Source organism: Escherichia coli, from assembly GCF_036503815.1.
In the GTDB taxonomy this organism is placed as follows: domain Bacteria; phylum Pseudomonadota; class Gammaproteobacteria; order Enterobacterales; family Enterobacteriaceae; genus Escherichia; species Escherichia coli_F.
The window spans coordinates 3670308-3688916 of the sequence record NZ_AP027764.1 but is presented as its reverse complement, the minus strand read 5'-3'; the positions used below and the strand labels follow the sequence as shown (position 1 = coordinate 3688916).

Here is an 18609-nt window from a genome sequence, read left to right as displayed (position 1 = left end):
ATTGTTTATTTATTACGCTGGATGATGTAGTCCGCTAGCGCTTCCAGTGCCGAGGTATCGAGTGACTGTTCAGCCAGTTGTTTTAGCGACTGGCGGGCATCGTCGATCAGATCCTGGGCTTTCTTCCGGGCTTGCTCAAGACCCAGAAGTGCAGGGTAGGTACTTTTACCAAGTTGCTGGTCGGCACCCTGGCGTTTACCCAACGTTGCAGTATCTCCCACCACATCCAGGATGTCATCCTGAACCTGGAAGGCAAGGCCGATGCTCTCTGCGTACTTGTCGAGAATTGGCAGAGCACGACGTCCTTTATCTCCGGCGCTTAATGCACCAAGACGAACGGCGGCGCGAATTAATGCGCCGGTTTTATGGCGATGAATACGCTCGAGTGCGTCCAGAGGTACGTGTTTGCCTTCCGCATCTAAATCTAATGCCTGACCACCGCACATTCCGCCAATACCGCTGGCGCTCGCCAGTTCAGAAATCATCGAAATTCTGTCGCGATCCGACACTTCCGGCATATCGGCATCACTTAAAATCGAGAACGCCAGCGTTTGTAAAGCGTCGCCCGCGAGAATCGCGTTTGCTTCGCCAAACTTCACATGGCAGGTCGGCAAACCGCGACGCAGATCGTCATCATCCATTGCCGGTAAATCATCATGAATTAATGAATACGCGTGGATACACTCCACGGCGGCAGCGGGTGCGTCCAGCGTGTTTGTGCTAACGCCGAACATATGGCCGGTGGCATAAACCAGGAACGGTCGCAGGCGCTTACCACCTAATAATGCGCCATACTGCATGGTTTCGACCACGGGAGTGTTCTGAAAGGGCAGTGGGGCAATAAAACGGCTCAGCGCCTGGTTGGCCTGCTTAACGCAGGCTTCGAGTTGCTGCGGAAAGTCCATTACTCATTGTCCGGTGTAAAAGGAGTTAAAGAGGCGTCTTCATTGTCAGACAGCAGAATTTGTACGCGCTGTTCGGCTTGTTGTAATTTGGCCTGCCCCTGACGTGCCAGCTGCACGCCACGTTCGAACTCGTTCAGCGCCTCTTCCAGCGGCAGGTCGCCACTTTCCAGACGGGTTACAATCTGTTCCAGCTCGCTCAGCGCCTTTTCAAAGCTGGCGGGCGCCTCATTTTTCTTCGGCATAATGAATGTCTGACTCTCAATATTTTTCGCCCCGTCATGGTAACGGACTCAGGGCAAATAGCAAATAACGCGCAATGGTAAGGTGATGTGCGCAGCAAAGCGATGTTAGTGGTATACTTCCGCGCCTGGATGCAGCCGCAGGTGTAGGCTGCTGTATTTTTCCCTATACAAGTCGCTTAAGACTTGCCAACGAACCATTGCCGCCATGAAGTTTATCATTAAATTGTTCCCGGAAATCACCATCAAAAGCCAATCTGTGCGCTTGCGCTTTATAAAAATCCTTACCGGGAACATTCGTAACGTTTTAAAGCACTATGATGAGACGCTCGCTGTCGTCCGTCACTGGGATAACATCGAAGTTCGCGCAAAAGATGAAAACCAGCGTCTGGCTATTCGCGACGCCCTGACCCGTATTCCGGGTATCCACCATATTCTCGAAGTCGAAGACGTGCCGTTTACCGACATGCACGATATTTTCGAGAAAGCCTTGGTTCAGTATCGCGATCAGCTGGAAGGTAAAACCTTCTGCGTACGCGTGAAGCGCCGTGGTAAACATGAGTTTAGCTCGATTGATGTGGAACGTTACGTCGGCGGCGGTTTAAATCAGCATATTGAATCCGCACGCGTGAAGCTGACCAATCCGGATGTGACTGTCCATCTGGAAGTTGAAGACGATCGTCTCCTGCTGATCAAAGGTCGTTACGAAGGTATTGGCGGATTCCCAATCGGCACTCAGGAAGATGTGCTTTCGCTCATTTCCGGTGGTTTCGACTCCGGAGTTTCCAGCTATATGTTGATGCGTCGCGGCTGCCGCGTGCATTACTGCTTCTTTAATCTCGGCGGCGCGGCGCATGAAATTGGTGTTCGTCAGGTGGCGCATTATCTGTGGAACCGTTTTGGTAGCTCCCACCGCGTGCGTTTTGTCGCCATTAACTTTGAGCCGGTCGTCGGTGAAATTCTCGAGAAAATCGACGACGGTCAGATGGGCGTAATCCTCAAACGTATGATGGTGCGTGCCGCGTCTAAAGTGGCTGAACGTTACGGCGTACAGGCGCTCGTCACCGGCGAAGCGCTGGGACAGGTGTCCAGCCAGACGCTAACCAACCTGCGCCTGATTGATAACGTCTCCGATACGCTGATCCTGCGTCCGCTGATCTCTTACGACAAAGAGCACATCATCAACCTGGCTCGCCAGATTGGCACCGAAGATTTTGCCCGCACCATGCCGGAATACTGCGGTGTTATCTCCAAAAGCCCGACCGTGAAAGCGGTTAAGTCGAAGATTGAAGCGGAAGAAGAGAAGTTCGACTTCAGCATTCTCGATAAAGTGGTTGAGGAAGCGAATAACGTTGATATCCGCGAAATCGCTCAGCAGACCGAGCAGGAAGTGGTGGAAGTGGAAACCGTCAACGGCTTCGGCCCGAACGACGTGATCCTCGATATCCGTTCTGTTGATGAACAAGAAGATAAGCCGCTGAAAGTTGAAGGTATCGACGTGGTTTCTCTGCCGTTCTATAAACTGAGCACCAAATTTGGCGATCTCGACCAGAACAAAACCTGGCTGTTGTGGTGTGAGCGCGGGGTGATGAGCCGTCTGCAGGCGCTCTATCTGCGCGAGCAGGGCTTTAACAATGTGAAGGTGTATCGCCCGTAATTTGTGGTTTTTACGTCGCATCTGGTCAGATGCGACGTTTACTGCATCCGACACTACTCGTAATAATTATAAATCCCTGCCGCCATCACCAGTTGTGATGCCACCTCATGGGCTTTTTCACGCCCAACCAACAGGTCGATAATTTTCAGACCAAAATCAATAGCCGTACCTGGCCCCTGACTGGTCAGCAATTTTACCCGAGCATCCCAGACGACGCGCTTGTCCTGCCATTGTTCAGCGGGAATTTTGTCTTTCAACGTCGGGAAGCCGGTCATATTGCCAATCGGGAAGATATCATGAGGCACCAGCACGGTGGCTGGTGCGGCGCAAATAGCCGCGACGATACGCCCGGAACGGTGGAACTGTTTCACGGTTTCAACCAGCAGGGTGCTATCACGAAAACACTCCGCGCCTTTAATGCCACCAGGCAGCACGATCACGTCATATTCGCCATCAGCTACTTCGACCAGCGGCGCATCCGCCAGCAGCTTCACGCCGCGTGAGCAGGTAATTGCCAGGTTACCATCGCTGGCGACGCTGGCAGTGGTGACGTTGATACCGCCGCGAACCAGCAGATCGATAGTGGTGACGGCTTCAGTCTCTTCACTACCAGGGGCGAGGCAAACCAGTGCCGATGCGCTCATATTCACTCTCCTTTCTTTTTACCATTTCAAACAGGCGGGTGTTTTCCGGTACGGCAATCCCATGCGCGCGAGCGCGGCGTAAGAGAAAACCAGTGATATAGTCGATTTCGGTGTGGCGCAGCGCGCGGATATCCTGCAACATCGACGAAATGTTTTCCGCCGTTGCATCAATCACCTGCATAACATAATCACGCAAATCTTCCGCTGAAGTATGATGCCCTTCGCGTTCGATCACCGCCGCGACTTCTTCGCATATCTGCATAATGTCTTGCGGATGATGACGTAATTCACCATTCGGGCAATTCCAGATGGCGGTCAGTGGATTAATCACACAGTTGACTGCCAGCTTGCGCCACAGCTCGGCGCGAATATTGTTATGCCACGCGACGTCAGGTAACACGGTTTGCAAAATATCCGCCAGATAACTGTAATCGCCATCCTGTTGCCGTGCCGGGCCAATATGCGTGATACCGTTTGCCACATGAATAATGACATTGCCGTCGCGGCGGGCGGCATGAGTGGTGGTGCCCATCAGTAATGGCTGCTGAATGTTTTGCAACTCTTCGATGGTGCCCATGCCGTTGTGAATTAACAGTATTGGCGTGGTTACAGGCAGTGTGGACGCGAGGCTTTTGACGGCATCGGAAACCTGCCATGCTTTCAGCGTCACCAGGAGCAGATCGCTGGTGGCGAGAAAATCGGGATCGTTGGCGGTCAGAGACTCATTAAATATCGAACCGTCGGTTTCAACCAGATTCACGCTACAATAAGGTTGCGGTACGCGCAGCCAGCCCTGAACGTCGTGACCCTGTTTGCAAAGTGCTGTAAGCCATAATTGCCCTAAGGCACCGCATCCCAATACGGTAATTTTCATTGTTCCTCCTCACCCGCAACCACTCCGGGTGTTCAATAAGGCTATCCCTTAATTGTGCATGCTGTTGCGACTATGCACAATTAAGGGATACGTCCTGGTGCAGGACTGTCGGTTATTTAACTTTGCAGGTATTATGCTTCGCATCAAAAATGAAGGGAGAGGAAAAGATGCCATCTTTCGATATTGTCTCTGAAGTTGATCTTCAGGAAGCACGTAACGCGGTCGATAACGCGAGTCGCGAAGTGGAGTCCCGTTTTGACTTCCGTAACGTTGAAGCCTCATTTGAGCTGAACGACGCCAGCAAAACCATCAAAGTGTTGAGCGAGTCCGACTTCCAGGTCAATCAGTTGCTGGATATTCTGCGTGCCAAGCTGCTGAAGCGCGGCATTGAAGGCAGTTCGCTGGATGTACCGGAAAATATCGTTCATAGCGGTAAAACCTGGTTTGTGGAAGCGAAACTGAAACAGGGCATTGAAAGCGCGACCCAGAAGAAAATCGTCAAGATGATCAAAGACAGCAAACTGAAAGTGCAGGCGCAAATTCAGGGCGATGAGATCCGTGTGACGGGCAAATCTCGTGATGATTTGCAGGCTGTCATGGCGATGGTACGTGGTGGCGATCTGGGTCAGCCGTTCCAGTTCAAAAACTTCCGCGATTAATCGCGACAACCTGCGCTTTGTTCATGTCAGATGCGGCATGAACGCTTGATTTGGCCTACAAAGATTTGTCACTCAGGAACTTTGTAGGCCTGAAAAGCGTAGCGCAACAGGCAATTCGCCTCGTTTTTTATGCCTGACGAATTGCCTGTTCAACTTCAAAGCGATTCGTCACTTTGCTGTCGATTTTCACGTAAGCCGAATGTTCTTCTTCTGCAATCAACACTTCTTTGACACCCGCAGTTTCCAGCAAACGCACTTTTAACGCCTCGTTTGCGGCAATGTCCGATGGGATTTCAATGCGCAAACTGCTGACATACGGTGGTTCTTTCATGGTACTGGCGACTGCCAGCCACACTGCGGCCAGCATTGCGCCAGCGAGAAATACGCCCTGACCGTCAAACATGCCGTCAATCCAGCCACCCAGCGAACCGCCAATGGCCACGCCAAGAAACTGGCTGGTGGAGTAAACGCCCATCGCCGTGCCTTTGTAACCGGCTGGCGACTCTTTACTGATAAGCGAGGGGAGGAGGGCTTCCATCAAATTAAACGCCACAAAGAAAAGCTGCACGCCGACCACCAGTTGCCAGAACTGCGTTTGTGCGTTCCACAACACAATTTCCGCAACCACGATCAGCCCGACGCAGAAGACAAAGACTTGCTTCATTTTGCGCTTAACTTCCGCGTAGATAATGAAAGGCACAACCGAGCCAAAGGCGATTAACATCGTCGCCAGATAGACCTTCCAGTGCTCAGCCGCCGGGAACCCCGCATCAGCCAACTGTCCGGGCAGGGCAACAAACGTCGACATCAGCAGCATGTGCAGACACATAATGCCGAAGTTGAGTTTCAGCAGTCGCGGTTCTGCCAGCACTTTGCTGAAACTGCCTTTCACCATCCCGGATTCACGATTAAGTACGTGCGTGCTGCTGTTGGGCACAACCCAAATGGTCAACGCAATACCGGTTGTTGCCAGAATAGCGATCATCCAGAACAGCGCATGCAGCCCAAGTTTGTGAGTGATGATTGGGCCAAGCACCATCGCAATGGCGAAGGTAATACCAAAACTCACGCCGATAAACGCCATCGCTTTGGTACGGTTCTGTTCGCGCGTGAGATCAGAAAGTAGCGCCATAACGGCAGCGGCAATCGCTCCAGAACCTTGTAACGCCCGGCCCAGAATAATTCCCCAGATTGAGTCGGAAAGCGCAGCGATAACACTACCGGCAGCAAACACCGCCAGCCCGCCGACAATTAATGGTTTGCGACCAATACGGTCTGAGAGCAGGCCAAACGGAATCTGAAAAACGGCCTGAGTCAGGCCATAAATACCAATGGCAATACCGATTAATGCTTCACTGGCACCTTGCAGTGCCATACCGTACGTAGTTAGAACCGGCAGTACCATAAACATGCCCAGCATGCGCAATGAAAATACGGTCCCTAAACCCCAGGTCGCGCGCCGCTCACCTGGCGTCATTTTATAATCGTTCATTACCACCTCTTAAAAAATTGCCCACATAGTGTAGTGCGGAGCGCATGTTGGGTAAACAGAGTGTTAATGAGTAAATATTACATAAGAGCGTGATTTTTACGTCAGGCATGCGCTTCTCTCGTATTCTTGCCATTAATACTTTGTGTGTTAAATATAACAAATGAAAAGCTCACCTGATTTTATCCTGCCACGAATGATATTATTTTCGGATTTGTTGATGAGCGTGTGATTTTTTATTAAAGGATGGTGTTATTTTATCGCAATAAATAGAGGTGTTGGAGGTGCTGGTTATTCTGCTTCAGCTTAAATGTTTACTTATTACCTGAGGTTGTTATGGCTGTGTATTTATTCATGAAGTGGATGTTTGGTGGTTAGGTATATTGAAAAATATAGTGATGGATGCATAAAGGTTATTTATGTTAAATGAAAAGAGTTTATTGGCTATTTTATTAATTGCCTCACAAGGTTCACTGGCAAGCGAGAAAGCGCATGAATTGTATGACAGCATATACAGTGAAAAGCCTGCCCCCGATGTGATAAGGACACTGCATAAAATGGCTGAGTCGGGGGATGTCGACGCGCAAAGCCTGTTAGGCTGGGAATATTATCAGCCCCGCTACGATACCAAACCCAACGTTCAGGAAGCCATTAAATGGTTCGAGTTAGCCGCTAAACAAGGTGATGAAGAAGCTCCGTTAGCGCTGGGGGATATCTACTACGAAGGTGAACAGGTGCGGGTGGATTATGCCAAAGCGTATGCGTTATTTAATCAGGCTACGCAACGCGGTGTGAATTTAGCATGGTCCAGGTTGGGCATGATGTACGCCAATGGTCAGTATGTCGAGGTGGATTGTAGTAAAGCGAAAGAATATCTTGATAAGGGTGTTCACATTTATGCTGGTCCGGAAGACTTTATGGCCGCCTGTCGAAAAGATATGATTGACAGAAAAACGGTTGACGATACGTTACCTGTGATCACGATTACCCGTTCTGGAATGCGGGATAATTTTTTAGATAAAGGTTTTTCCTGCATGGATAGCCTCTTTGCCAAAACCAATAATTTAGGCGAAGTGGCCAATCTTCGTGTTACGTACAACATCAAGAGTCCGTCAGGTAAGGAAACTATTCAAACGGTCGGCTTTGCACCTTTCGGCTTAAACCGACTGGATATTAACTTTACAGATTACCGGCTTGATTCATTTACCAGTAATTCGTTGCTTATTCTTTATAAACCGGAATTTGAACGAAAATCTTGTGCAGCAATAAGGACCACAATCGTTGCCGCAACGGCAACCATTAAAGGCAAGGATGTGGACCTGATGAAAGCGGGGGCAATTGAACAAAAGTGGTAACGCTGCTCAGTCTCCGGCTGAGGCAAAACTTGCCATGGCCGGAGGCGATAATAATCTAAGCCGCGAGAATATGCTGAATCGCTAAAAACATCGGTACAGCACCGAAAACATTGGGCCTCGCTGAAAGCTGAACAAAGCCGAGACGAGTATAAAAGTTAATGGCGGCAGGGTCAGCATCAAGATAAACCCCTTTAATTGGTAATGCCCGGTGAATTATTTTTACATGTTCAAAAAAATCACATAGTAGGTCCTGACCAAAGCCCCGCTTTTGATATTTCCGCGCTACCCCTAACATGACTAATCTGACAACACCAATCTCTGAAGGTTGTGAACCCTGAAGGACGCCAGAAACGCGTTGTTTTTCCAGCGAATATGCCGTAAAAGTACAGATGCCAATCAGTTCACCACTTTGTCTGTCAATAAGTGCTTTAGCAGCACAGTCGCTATTACGCACACTTTTCTTTAGCGATGCGCGTACAAATTTATCGATAACAGGGTTACCGCAATCAAACTGTTTTTGCCCAGGATAAGTAATATCAGACTGATAATTACAGGAGAGGACTATGGGCAGAGTAATCTCTTCATGCTTGTCGACCATCGCTGTTTTTCCTTTTCATTAACGCCTTGAGGGCGAGCGTCGGTTGAGCAGGTTCAGCGATGAGTTGGTTCATCAGTTCCCAGCTTTGATTCGAAAGCTCACGGCGACGTTGGTTATCAAGCACACTTTCGGCGCGTTCCATAGCTGCGCTCAAAATAAAAGCGCTTAAATCTACCCCAACGGCTTGCGCAGCTTCACGAAGTTTGTTTTTGGCGTCGGGACTGGTTTTGAGTTCAACCCGCGCATTTTTCAGCGTTTTATCGATATCGGGTAGAGCGACTGTTTTTCCAGGCATTATGACCTCTTTGATTAACTGAATGAAATCGTAGGGAGTCGATCTCATGCATAATACGGCTATCAACCGTATGATTAATTTATGTGCATATACTCACTCTGTCAAGAGATACGGCTATTAGCCGTATCTCTGTTCTCAGACAATAAAAAAGGTGCCGTAGCACCTTTTTTATAGAGAGGTTGTGTTACCACACAGCAGCCAGCAGCGTATGCGAGTCCGGCACCATAAAATCAACGGACATCATTACCGAGAGGGCAGTGATGGCGATGATCGAGAAGCCGAACAGCTTGCGTGCCCAGATTCGATCATCAGCAACTTTATAACCGCGCAGGGCCATACCTAACCACCAGACGCTAACCGCCGCGGCGACCACCAGATATTTATACCCAGCGTAACCGCCAAGAGAGAGCATCAGCGTGGCAACGGCAAAGGCGATGATATACAGCGTAATGTGGTTTTTCGCTACCGAAATGCCTTTCACCACTGGCAGCACCGGAATGTTTGCCGCCTGATAATCCTTAAAGCGGAAAATTGCGATGGCATAAGAGTGAGGCATCTGCCACAGGCTGAAGATAGCCAGCAGGATCGCTGCGCCGCTATCGAACTCGCCTGTCACTGCACAGTAGCCAATCACCGGCGGCGCTGCGCCGGAGAGCGAACCAATCAACGTGCCGTAGACCGAGTGGCGTTTCATGTACAGGCTGTAAACGCCGACATAAACCACAAAGCCCATCACCCCCAGCCAGCAGGCCAGCGGATTCGCGCCAAACCACAGCAGCATAAAGCCAGCAATACCCAGCAAGGTGGCGTACACCAGCGAGACAGCAGGAGAGATCAGGCCTTTAACCAGCACCCGATTCTTCGTCCTTTCCATCTTTCTGTCGATATCCCTGTCGATGTAGTTGTTAAACACACAACCCGACGCCACAACCAGTGACACCCCAACCAGCGTGTAGATAAACAGGGGATAATCAATGCTGCCCTTTGAGGCCAGCAAGAATCCCCCAATCACCGAGATCAGGTTGCCAAAGATGATGCCTGGTTTCGTTACTTGCAGGTATTGCTTAAACATCATAACCGCCGCTCTTAGTGCATCATCATGTTGTAGTTGAGGTTCCACATAATCCAGATGGAGCCTACAACCAGGATAGCGATGATTAGCACGGTGAAGACAAACGCCGTCATGTTCCAGCCTTCATCTGATTTGGTATTCATGTGCAGGAAGCACACCAGATGCACCAGAACCTGTACCACTGCCATTGCCAGGATTGTTCCCAGAATTACGGCCGGAGAGGCAGCCCCTGTCATCACCATCCAGAACGGAATCACCGTCAGAATGATCGACAGGATAAAACCTGTCATGTAGGTTTTTACGCTGCCATGGGACGCGCCGCTGTGATCGGTAGAATGACTCATTACATCGCCCCCATCAGATAAACAACAGTGAACACACAGATCCAAACCACATCCAGGAAGTGCCAGAACAGGCTCAGACACATGATGCGGGTACGGTTAGTGCTGGTCAGGCCGCGACGGGCGATTTGCACCATCAGCACCGCCATCCAGATAAGACCGGAAGTGACGTGAAGACCGTGCGTGCCGACCAGCGCAAAGAACGCTGACAGGAAGCCGCTGCGATCCGGGCCCATGCCGTTAACAATCAGGTGATGGAATTCATAGATTTCCATCCCGATAAATCCGGCACCAAATAACCAGGTCAACGCCAGCCAGGAGATAACCTGGCTTTTGTTGTTTTTGTACATGGCGATAGCCGCCATGCCGTAGGTGATGGAGCTGAACAACAGCAAGAAAGTTTCAACCAGAACGAACGGCAGTTCGAAAATGTCCTTACCTGTCGGGCCACCTGCGGTGCCGTTCACCAGAACGGCATAGGTAGCAAACAAGATAGAGAACAGAATGCAGTCGCTCATCAGGTAGATCCAAAATCCGAAGATTTTGTTTCCGCCTGCATCGTGGTGCCCGTGTTCGTGCGCGTGGGCAGTCGCGTGCGTCAAAGTATCAGTTGCCATTTTTCAGCCCTGCCTTAGTAATCTCATCGAAATGCTGGTTTTCCAGTTTTTCGATTTCTGCCACCGGCACGTAGTAATCCACGTCCTCGTCGAAGCTTTTCACGATCCAGGTGATGATCATGCCTGCGAAGCCAACAATCGCCAGCCACCAGATATGCCAGATCATGGCGAAACCGAAGATGGTGGAGAAAGCCGCAATGACGATACCGGCACCGCTGTTTTTCGGCATATGAATTTCTTCATAGTGGTCAGGCTTTTTGTACGCTTCGCCTTTCTCTTTCATTTCCCAGAATGCATCACGCTCGTGAACGTGCGGCACAACGGCAAAGTTATAGAACGGAGGCGGAGAAGAGGTTGCCCACTCCAGCGTACGGCCACCCCACGGGTCGCCGGTCAGGTCACGGTTCTGGTCGCGGTCGCGAATAGAAACGTACATCTGAATAACGAGGCAGAGAATACCCAGCGCAATCAGTACTGCACCGCTGGCGGCAATCATCAGCATGGTGTGGAACTGCGGGTCAATCTGCTGGCTCAAGCGACGGGTCATACCCATGAAGCCCAGCGCATACAGCGGCATAAAGGCAACGAAGAAGCCGATGATCCAGAACCAGAACGCGCGTTTACCCCAGGTTTCGTTCAGTTTGAAACCGAACGCTTTAGGCCACCAGTAGGTCATCCCTGCGAAGCAGCCGAACACCACGCCGCCGATGATCACGTTATGGAAGTGCGCAATCAGGAACAGGCTGTTATGCAGAACGAAGTCTGCGCCCGGTACTGCCAGCAGTACACCAGTCATACCGCCTACCGAGAAGGTGACGATAAAACCGATGGTCCACAGCATCGCAGAATGGAACACGATGCGGCCCTGATACATGGTGAACAGCCAGTTGAAGATCTTCACCCCGGTCGGGATGGCGATAATCATGGTGGTGATACCAAAGAAGGCGTTTACGTTCGCGCCCGCACCCATCGTAAAGAAGTGGTGCAGCCAAACGATGAACGACAGCACGGTGATACAGACGGTTGCCCATACCAGCGAGGTATAACCAAACAGACGTTTACGCGAGAAGGTTGCTGCAATTTCGGAGAACACACCGAAAACAGGCAGGATCAGGATGTAAACTTCCGGGTGGCCCCAGGCCCAAATCAGGTTGATGTACATCATCATGTTGCCACCCATATCGTTGGTAAAGAAATGGGTGCCCAGATAGCGATCCAGGGTCAGCAACGCGACGGTAACCGTCAGAATTGGGAAGGAGGCGATAATCAGTACGTTCGCGCACAATGATGCCCAGGTAAATACTGGCATCTTGAACATGGTCATGCCCGGTGCGCGCATCTTCAGAATGGTAACGAAGAAGTTGATACCGGTAAGCGTCGTACCTATACCGGATAGCTGGAGACTCCATATCCAGTAATCGACACCGACTCCCGGACTGTACTCTATTCCCGATAGCGGTGGATAGGCCAGCCAGCCGGTCTGCGCAAATTCGCCCACGCCGAGAGAAACGTTTACCAGAATCACACCAACAACGGTAAACCAGAAGCTTAAGTTGTTGAGGAACGGGAACGCAACATCACGCGCGCCGATCTGCAGCGGAACCACCAGGTTCATCAGACCGATAACGAAAGGCATCGCCACGAAGAAGATCATAATCACGCCGTGCGCGGTGAAGATCTGATCGTAGTGGTGAGGTGGCAGGAAGCCCGCTTCGCCCGCAGAGGCAAGGGCCTGCTGGCTACGCATCATAATGGCGTCAGCAAAACCACGCAGCAACATCACAATCGCCACGATGATATACATGATACCGAGGCGTTTATGGTCGACGGAGGTCAGCCACTCTTTCCACAGGTAGGTCCACTTACCGAAGTAAGTGATCAGGCCAACGAGCGCCAGACCTCCCAAAATAATGCCAGCGATCGTAACCATGACGATAGGTTCATGGAACGGGACTGCATCAAGTGATAATTTTCCGAACATCTTTATTCTTCCTCAACCCCTTTAATGGGCGGATTCCGCGTGGCTCATGTCCATGCCTTCCATACCTTCGTGTGCACTGTGCTCACCTTCTGGCTGGGTCATGTCCATGCTCTTACCGTGAGCCATAAACTTGTTAATCACGTCGGCAAACAAATCTGGTTTCACGTTGGAGAAATATTCCACCTGGTTGTATTCGCTAGGCGCGGCCAGTTTTTCGAACGCTGCCATGTCAGACATGGTGTTCGGCGACTGTTTCGCTTTTGCGACCCACTGGTCGAATTCGGCGCGATCCGGTGTGGCAATAGCTTTGAACTTCATGCCTGAGAAGCCCGGGCCGCTGTAGCTGGCGGAGATACCGTCATAAGTGCCGGGTTCGTTGGCGATCAGATGCAGGCGAGTCTGCATACCGGCCATGGCATAAATCTGGCTACCCAGACGCGGAATGAAGAAGGAGTTCATCACGGAGTTGGAGGTCACTTTGAAGTACACCGGAGTGTTCGCCGGGAAAGCGATTTCATTCACGGTAGCAATGCCCTGTTCCGGGTAGATGAAGAACCATTTCCAGTCCATGGAAACCACTTCGATGGTAATGGGCTTCTCGTCGTGTGCCAGCGGCTTGCTAGGCTCAAGAGCGTGAGTGGTTTTCCAGGTCAGTACCGCAAGGAAGATGATGATTAAGATAGGTACCGTCCAGACCACAGCTTCCACTTTATTGGAGTGTGACCAGTTCGGGCTGTACTTAGCATCTTTATTGCTCGCACGGTACTTCCAGGCGAAACCAACAGCCATCAAGATTGCGGGAATAACGACAATCAACATCAGGCCAAATGCCGTCAGTATCAGTGAACGTTGCTCCAGACCAATCTGTCCTTTGGGATCTAACAGCGCAGAATTACAGCCACTGAGCAATACAGTGCCTGCAAATAATGACAACCATCCCAAACTTTTATTGTATTTCCTGAGTCTCATTTAACGACCTCAATTCCACGGGATCTGGTGGCGTTTAAAGTGTGTGGGCATTTTACGGGAAGGTTACATTACTGTAAACATGATTAAATTCCTGTTACTTGGATTTGGCTGTCAGGTCACATATGTTGCAAAACATATCAAGTTGATTTTAAGAAGCTGTTGCAAAAGGGCGTTATAACGAAAGGGGAGTGCAGAAGGAGTCTGAGCGGGCAATTGGTATAACCAATGCTAAATAAAACATTTATTTAACAAATAATTATCATTAAGGTGACAACTGGGTGGTGGGGAAATAAAGTCTCATTAGCTGAATCGTGTAAGAAAAAATAGAATTCATAAATGGCGTCAATAATTTCCAAACACTAAGCCGCACAAAAGAACAAATATTAATAAGCGATGCTGATGTTTATTTAGCCGTAATAATTACGGCGAGTGATTACTACAGCTAAATAATATTTACAGATTACGTCAGATGCGTTTTTCGTAGCGCCAGATAATCCAGCAAACCACCAAGCACGACGCCAGAAAGGGCGACTAAAACCCCGACTTCCAGCAGAGCAGGCAGAAAAGAGAAGTGCGTCAAATCCAGCGCGTCCATCGTCAACAGCAGTAACCACACGGTCAACAGGCTGACGCCCGCCGCCAGTGTCCACATGGCAAAGGCATAACCTGACGGATACTCGGTGCGGGAGATAAAGTTGTCATTTACCCGTGTATATTCAAGCGTCTGGCGGCAAACCAGCAATAAAATAAGCCCTGGTACGGCGGCGGCGACGGAAAAAAGATAGAACGTCGACCAACCGTGTGATTCAACAAACCAACCTGCCACGGGGCCGACATAAACTCGCCCTACAGCAGAAAGCGCTGAGAGCAGGGCAAATTGAGTAGCGGAAAATGACTTATTACACAGCGTCATTAACAGCGCGACAAAGGCTGATGTACCCATCCCGCCACAGAGGTTTTCGAAAAAGACGGCTGCGCCCATGCTGTAGAGATGCTTATCAGTAATCGACAGCAGCCAGTAACCGGCGTTAGATGCACCTTGTAAAATACCGAAAATCAGCAGCGCCCGGAACAGTGACAGGCGCTGCATCAAAATCCCACCGTACAATGCGCCAACAATGGTCGCCAGTAAGCCAAGCGTTTTGTTAACCACGCCTACTTCACCTGCATCAAACCCGACGCCGCGAATCAAAAACGTGGTTGTCAGGCTCATGGCGAATGCGTCGCCCAGCTTATACAGCACGATAAGAAGCAAAATAAGCCATGCATTATTGCGACCAAAGAAATCACGCAGAGGTGCAACAACCGCTTGTTCCAGCGTTTTGGGCACAGGAACGGTGTCGGTTGGTTCTGGTGCAAGTAACGTCGCGATAATACAGGGGATCAACAGCGCCGCCATCAACCAGTACATGCCCTGCCAGCCCAGCCATTTATCTGCCAGCCACAGGGCTAAGCCGCCGGAAACCAGCATCCCTAAACGGTAACCCAGCACGCTGATTGCCGCGCCCGCACCACGCTCTTCTGCCGGGAGCACATCGGTTTTCCACGCATCGAAGACAATATCTTGGGAGGCAGAGCAAAAAGCGATCACCACCGCCAGTGCCGCCATCCAGCGGAGCTGGGTGCCTGGTTCGAGAAAACCCATCGCCGCAATGGCGACTAATAACAGGATTTGCGTGGCGAGCAGCCAACCGCGCCGCCGCCCGAAAAATGGGGGCGTGTAGCGGTCCATCAGCGGTGACCAGAGGAATTTAAAAACGTAAGCCTGGCCTACCAGAGAGAAGAAACCAATGGTTTTAAGATCGATATTCTCGACCGTCATCCAGGCCTGTAAGGTGCCGGATGTCAGGGCGAGCGGTAGCCCGGAAGCAAAACCCAGAATCAGCAATATGGCTGAACGTGGCTGTTGAAAAATACGTAAATATTGACTGGACATGGGCGTCTACAGGCCCGGCTTGCACCGGGCCAGAGGGCAGAAATTAACGCGCGTTCTGCTTGATGAATTCGTGGATGCTGGTGTCCTGAGACATATCAGCGATGGTATCGGTCAGCACACTGTTAACCGCATCGGCGATATTTTTGTTGGAGGCCTGGAACGCACCTTCAACGTTGTAGCTGGCACGATAGTTTTTGGTCATTTTGTTGCCATTCTGCGCGGTAGCGATGATAGCGATATCCGCTTTGGTGGCGATGTTATAGCGCACGTTGCCCTGGGACACGTCAGCATACAGTTGGCTAACGATGATTTGCAGATTAACCGGGCCATTCGGACCAACCATGTAACCACGCGCGGTCATCTGTTTTTCCAGCACTTCTTGCAGCAGGAAACGCAGATCGCGGGAGGCGGTCAGGGTAACGATTTGATTATCGCGGGTAACTTTTGCCAGCGCCTGATCGGTACGCTGATCGGCACCATTAATGCTTACGGTGACGCCCATCAGGCTTGGATCCTGCTGTGGCAGTGTTATCGTCGGTGAAACTTCAATAGTTGTTGGCGGTTTTGCGCATCCTGCAAGCATAAACAGAGCAACTAACGGGAAGAGGATTTTTTTGAACATGTTCGGGCTCTCAGAGACTCTTAAGCGTGTTTGGTAAAAATTCCCGCCATCATAACATTGCCAACGGCGAGGGGAAGTGGGTAAGGCATGTAAATTCATCATGTTGACGAAATAATCGCCCCTGGTAAAAGAAACGCTGATGCGAGGTCTGTGTTTCAATCTTTAAATCAGTAAACTTCATACGCTTGACGGAAAAACCAGGACGAAACCTAAATATTTGTTGTTAAGCTGCAATGGAAACGGTAAAAGCGGCTAGTATTTAAAGGGATGGATGACATCTCAGCGTTGTCGGAGGAGATATTTCATGATGATACGTGAGCGGATAGAAGAAAAATTAAGGGCGGCGTTCCAACCCGTATTCCTCGAAGTAGTGGATGAAAGCTATCGTCACAATGTCCCAGCCGGCTCTGAAAGCCATTTTAAAGTTGTGCTGGTCAGCGATCGTTTTACGGGTGAACGTTTTCTGAATCGTCATCGAATGATTTACAGTACTTTAGCGGAGGAACTCTCTACTACCGTTCATGCGCTGGCTCTGCATACTTACACTATTAAGGAGTGGGAAGGGTTGCAGGACACCGTCTTTGCCTCTCCTCCCTGTCGTGGAGCAGGAAGCATCGCGTAAAAACGCATTTGCAACTGTCGGCGCTTTTCCAGTATGTTGCTAAAGATTTTATGAAAAACGGCCTGCGGGCCGTTTTGTTTTGTCTGGATTTTGCGCTTTTTGCCCAGCATTCAGACGAAAATTGCCCGGGAATTGTGAAAAAATACGCGACAGCGCGCAATAACCGTTCTCGACTCATAAAAGTGATGCCGCTATAATGCCGCGTCCTATTTGAATGCTTTCGGGATGATTCTGGTAACAGGGAATGTGATTGATTATAAGAACATCCCGGTTCCGCGAAGCCAACAACCTGTGCTTGCGGGGTAAGAGTTGACCGAGCACTGTGATTTTTTGAGGTAACAAGATGCAAGTTTCAGTTGAAACCACTCAAGGCCTTGGCCGCCGTGTAACGATTACTATCGCTGCTGACAGCATCGAGACCGCTGTTAAAAGCGAGCTGGTCAACGTTGCGAAAAAAGTACGTATTGACGGCTTCCGCAAAGGCAAAGTGCCAATGAATATCGTTGCTCAGCGTTATGGCGCGTCTGTACGCCAGGACGTTCTGGGTGACCTGATGAGCCGTAACTTCATTGACGCCATCATTAAAGAAAAAATCAATCCGGCTGGCGCACCGACTTATGTTCCGGGCGAATACAAGCTGGGTGAAGACTTCACCTACTCTGTAGAGTTTGAAGTTTATCCGGAAGTTGAACTGCAGGGTCTGGAAGCGATCGAAGTTGAAAAACCGATCGTTGAAGTGACCGACGCTGACGTTGACGGCATGCTGGATACTCTGCGTAAACAGCAGGCGACCTGGAAAGAAAAAGACGGCGCTGTTGAAGCAGAAGACCGCGTAACCATCGACTTCACCGGTTCTGTAGACGGCGAAGAGTTCGAAGGCGGTAAAGCGTCTGATTTCGTACTGGCGATGGGCCAGGGTCGTATGATCCCGGGCTTTGAAGACGGTATCAAAGGCCACAAAGCTGGCGAAGAGTTCACCATCGACGTGACCTTCCCGGAAGAGTACCACGCAGAAAACCTGAAAGGTAAAGCAGCGAAATTCGCTATCAACCTGAAGAAAGTTGAAGAGCGTGAACTGCCGGAACTGACTGCAGAATTCATCAAACGTTTCGGCGTTGAAGATGGTTCCGTAGAAGGTCTGCGCGCTGAAGTGCGTAAAAACATGGAGCGCGAGCTGAAGAGCGCCATCCGTAACCGCGTTAAGTCTCAGGCGATCGAAGGTCTGGTAAAAGCTAACGACATCGACGTACCGGCTACGCTGATCGACAGCGAAATCGACGTTCTGCGTCGCCAGGCTGCACAGCGTTTCGGCGGTAACGAAAAACAGGCTCTGGAACTGCCGCGCGAACTGTTCGAAGAACAAGCTAAACGCCGCGTAGTTGTTGGCCTGCTGCTGGGCGAAGTTATCCGCACCAACGAGCTGAAAGCTGACGAAGAACGCGTTAAAGGCCTGATCGAAGAGATGGCTTCTGCGTACGAAGATCCGAAAGAAGTTATCGAGTTCTACAGCAAAAACAAAGAACTGATGGACAACATGCGCAATGTTGCTCTGGAAGAACAGGCTGTTGAAGCTGTACTGGCGAAAGCGAAAGTGACTGAAAAAGAAACCACTTTCAACGAGCTGATGAACCAGCAGGCGTAATTTACGCAGCATAACGCGCTAAATTCGCACAAAGGCCCATCACCACCAGGTGGTGGGCCTTTTTTTGTCATGAATTTTGCATGGAACCGTGC

The 18609-nt window shown here is 50.3% G+C and carries 19 protein-coding genes; 5 read left to right on the top strand and 14 right to left on the bottom strand.

The window, feature by feature from the left end:
• Nucleotides 1-5 precede the first annotated feature (5 nt).
• Both ispA and xseB read right to left on the bottom strand, forming a co-directional pair.
• Nucleotides 6-905, bottom strand: a complete 900-nt coding sequence (gene ispA, locus AABJ99_RS17655; protein WP_000347229.1) for a (2E,6E)-farnesyl diphosphate synthase — start codon at nucleotides 903-905, stop codon at nucleotides 6-8.
• Nucleotides 905-1147, bottom strand: a complete 243-nt coding sequence (xseB, locus tag AABJ99_RS17650; RefSeq protein WP_001124935.1) for an exodeoxyribonuclease VII small subunit — start codon at nucleotides 1145-1147, stop codon at nucleotides 905-907. The genes ispA and xseB overlap by 1 nt, the downstream gene beginning before the upstream one ends.
• A 205-nt stretch (nucleotides 1148-1352) precedes the next feature.
• Between xseB and thiI the strand changes: the two genes are divergently transcribed.
• On the top strand, nucleotides 1353-2801 hold the full coding sequence (thiI, locus tag AABJ99_RS17645; protein WP_039020795.1) for a tRNA uracil 4-sulfurtransferase ThiI: 1449 nt from the start codon (nucleotides 1353-1355) through the stop codon (nucleotides 2799-2801).
• Between the two features lie 53 nt (nucleotides 2802-2854).
• Here thiI and yajL read toward each other — a convergent pair whose 3' ends face one another.
• Nucleotides 2855-3445: a protein deglycase YajL gene (yajL, locus tag AABJ99_RS17640; RefSeq protein WP_001276329.1), complete on the bottom strand. Its 591-nt coding sequence runs from the start codon at nucleotides 3443-3445 to the stop codon at nucleotides 2855-2857.
• A complete protein-coding gene (panE, locus tag AABJ99_RS17635; RefSeq protein ID WP_000705835.1) occupies nucleotides 3408-4319 on the bottom strand; it encodes a 2-dehydropantoate 2-reductase in 912 nt (303 codons plus the stop codon). Before panE ends, yajL begins: the two co-directional genes overlap by 38 nt.
• A 167-nt stretch (nucleotides 4320-4486) precedes the next feature.
• On the opposite strand from panE, the gene yajQ reads away from it, so the two are divergent.
• Nucleotides 4487-4978 carry a nucleotide binding protein YajQ gene (gene yajQ / locus AABJ99_RS17630; protein ID WP_001138904.1) on the top strand — a complete coding sequence of 164 codons (492 nt, stop codon included), beginning with the start codon at nucleotides 4487-4489 and terminating at the stop codon, nucleotides 4976-4978.
• 127 nt (nucleotides 4979-5105) lie between these two features.
• Here the strand turns inward: yajQ and yajR are convergent, their stop codons facing one another.
• Nucleotides 5106-6470 (bottom strand): MFS transporter, encoded by a 1365-nt coding sequence (gene yajR, locus AABJ99_RS17625; protein ID WP_039020794.1) that lies wholly within the window; start codon nucleotides 6468-6470, stop codon nucleotides 5106-5108.
• A 416-nt stretch (nucleotides 6471-6886) separates the two neighbouring features.
• Between yajR and AABJ99_RS17620 the strand changes: the two genes are divergently transcribed.
• Complete coding sequence (locus AABJ99_RS17620) at nucleotides 6887-7822, top strand: tetratricopeptide repeat protein (RefSeq protein WP_039020793.1); 936 nt, start codon at nucleotides 6887-6889, stop codon at nucleotides 7820-7822.
• A gap of 55 nt (nucleotides 7823-7877) precedes the next feature.
• Here the strand turns inward: AABJ99_RS17620 and AABJ99_RS17615 are convergent, their stop codons facing one another.
• From AABJ99_RS17615 to yajG, 9 genes are all read right to left on the bottom strand, one after another.
• Nucleotides 7878-8420: a GNAT family N-acetyltransferase gene (locus AABJ99_RS17615; protein ID WP_000227787.1), complete on the bottom strand. Its 543-nt coding sequence runs from the start codon at nucleotides 8418-8420 to the stop codon at nucleotides 7878-7880.
• The gene (locus AABJ99_RS17610; RefSeq protein WP_001353405.1) at nucleotides 8404-8715 is read right to left on the bottom strand and encodes a DUF1778 domain-containing protein; all 312 of its coding nucleotides are present in this window, start codon (nucleotides 8713-8715) and stop codon (nucleotides 8404-8406) included. Before AABJ99_RS17610 ends, AABJ99_RS17615 begins: the two co-directional genes overlap by 17 nt.
• A gap of 184 nt (nucleotides 8716-8899) precedes the next feature.
• Nucleotides 8900-9790, bottom strand: a complete 891-nt coding sequence (gene cyoE / locus AABJ99_RS17605) for a heme o synthase (RefSeq protein WP_000971336.1) — start codon at nucleotides 9788-9790, stop codon at nucleotides 8900-8902.
• An 11-nt stretch (nucleotides 9791-9801) separates the two neighbouring features.
• Nucleotides 9802-10131: a cytochrome o ubiquinol oxidase subunit IV gene (cyoD, locus tag AABJ99_RS17600; RefSeq protein WP_000019869.1), complete on the bottom strand. Its 330-nt coding sequence runs from the start codon at nucleotides 10129-10131 to the stop codon at nucleotides 9802-9804.
• A complete protein-coding gene (gene cyoC, locus AABJ99_RS17595) occupies nucleotides 10131-10745 on the bottom strand; it encodes a cytochrome o ubiquinol oxidase subunit III (RefSeq protein ID WP_000179807.1) in 615 nt (204 codons plus the stop codon). Before cyoC ends, cyoD begins: the two co-directional genes overlap by 1 nt.
• Entirely contained in the window at nucleotides 10735-12726 is a 1992-nt protein-coding gene (gene cyoB / locus AABJ99_RS17590; RefSeq protein ID WP_000467180.1) for a cytochrome o ubiquinol oxidase subunit I, read from the bottom strand. The genes cyoC and cyoB overlap by 11 nt, the downstream gene beginning before the upstream one ends.
• A 21-nt stretch (nucleotides 12727-12747) precedes the next feature.
• A complete protein-coding gene (gene cyoA, locus AABJ99_RS17585; protein WP_001239441.1) occupies nucleotides 12748-13695 on the bottom strand; it encodes a cytochrome o ubiquinol oxidase subunit II in 948 nt (315 codons plus the stop codon).
• 460 nt (nucleotides 13696-14155) lie between these two features.
• Entirely contained in the window at nucleotides 14156-15631 is a 1476-nt protein-coding gene (gene ampG, locus AABJ99_RS17580) for a muropeptide MFS transporter AmpG (protein WP_039020792.1), read from the bottom strand.
• A gap of 43 nt (nucleotides 15632-15674) precedes the next feature.
• On the bottom strand, nucleotides 15675-16253 hold the full coding sequence (yajG, locus tag AABJ99_RS17575) for a lipoprotein (RefSeq protein ID WP_001295326.1): 579 nt from the start codon (nucleotides 16251-16253) through the stop codon (nucleotides 15675-15677).
• A gap of 304 nt (nucleotides 16254-16557) precedes the next feature.
• Here yajG and bolA point away from each other — a divergent pair, with 304 nt between their 5' ends.
• The gene (bolA, locus tag AABJ99_RS17570) at nucleotides 16558-16875 is read left to right on the top strand and encodes a transcriptional regulator BolA (protein ID WP_000973448.1); all 318 of its coding nucleotides are present in this window, start codon (nucleotides 16558-16560) and stop codon (nucleotides 16873-16875) included.
• Nucleotides 16876-17218: 343 nt separating this feature from the next.
• The gene (tig, locus tag AABJ99_RS17565; protein WP_039020791.1) at nucleotides 17219-18517 is read left to right on the top strand and encodes a trigger factor; all 1299 of its coding nucleotides are present in this window, start codon (nucleotides 17219-17221) and stop codon (nucleotides 18515-18517) included.
• The last annotated feature ends 92 nt before the right edge of the window (nucleotides 18518-18609 follow it).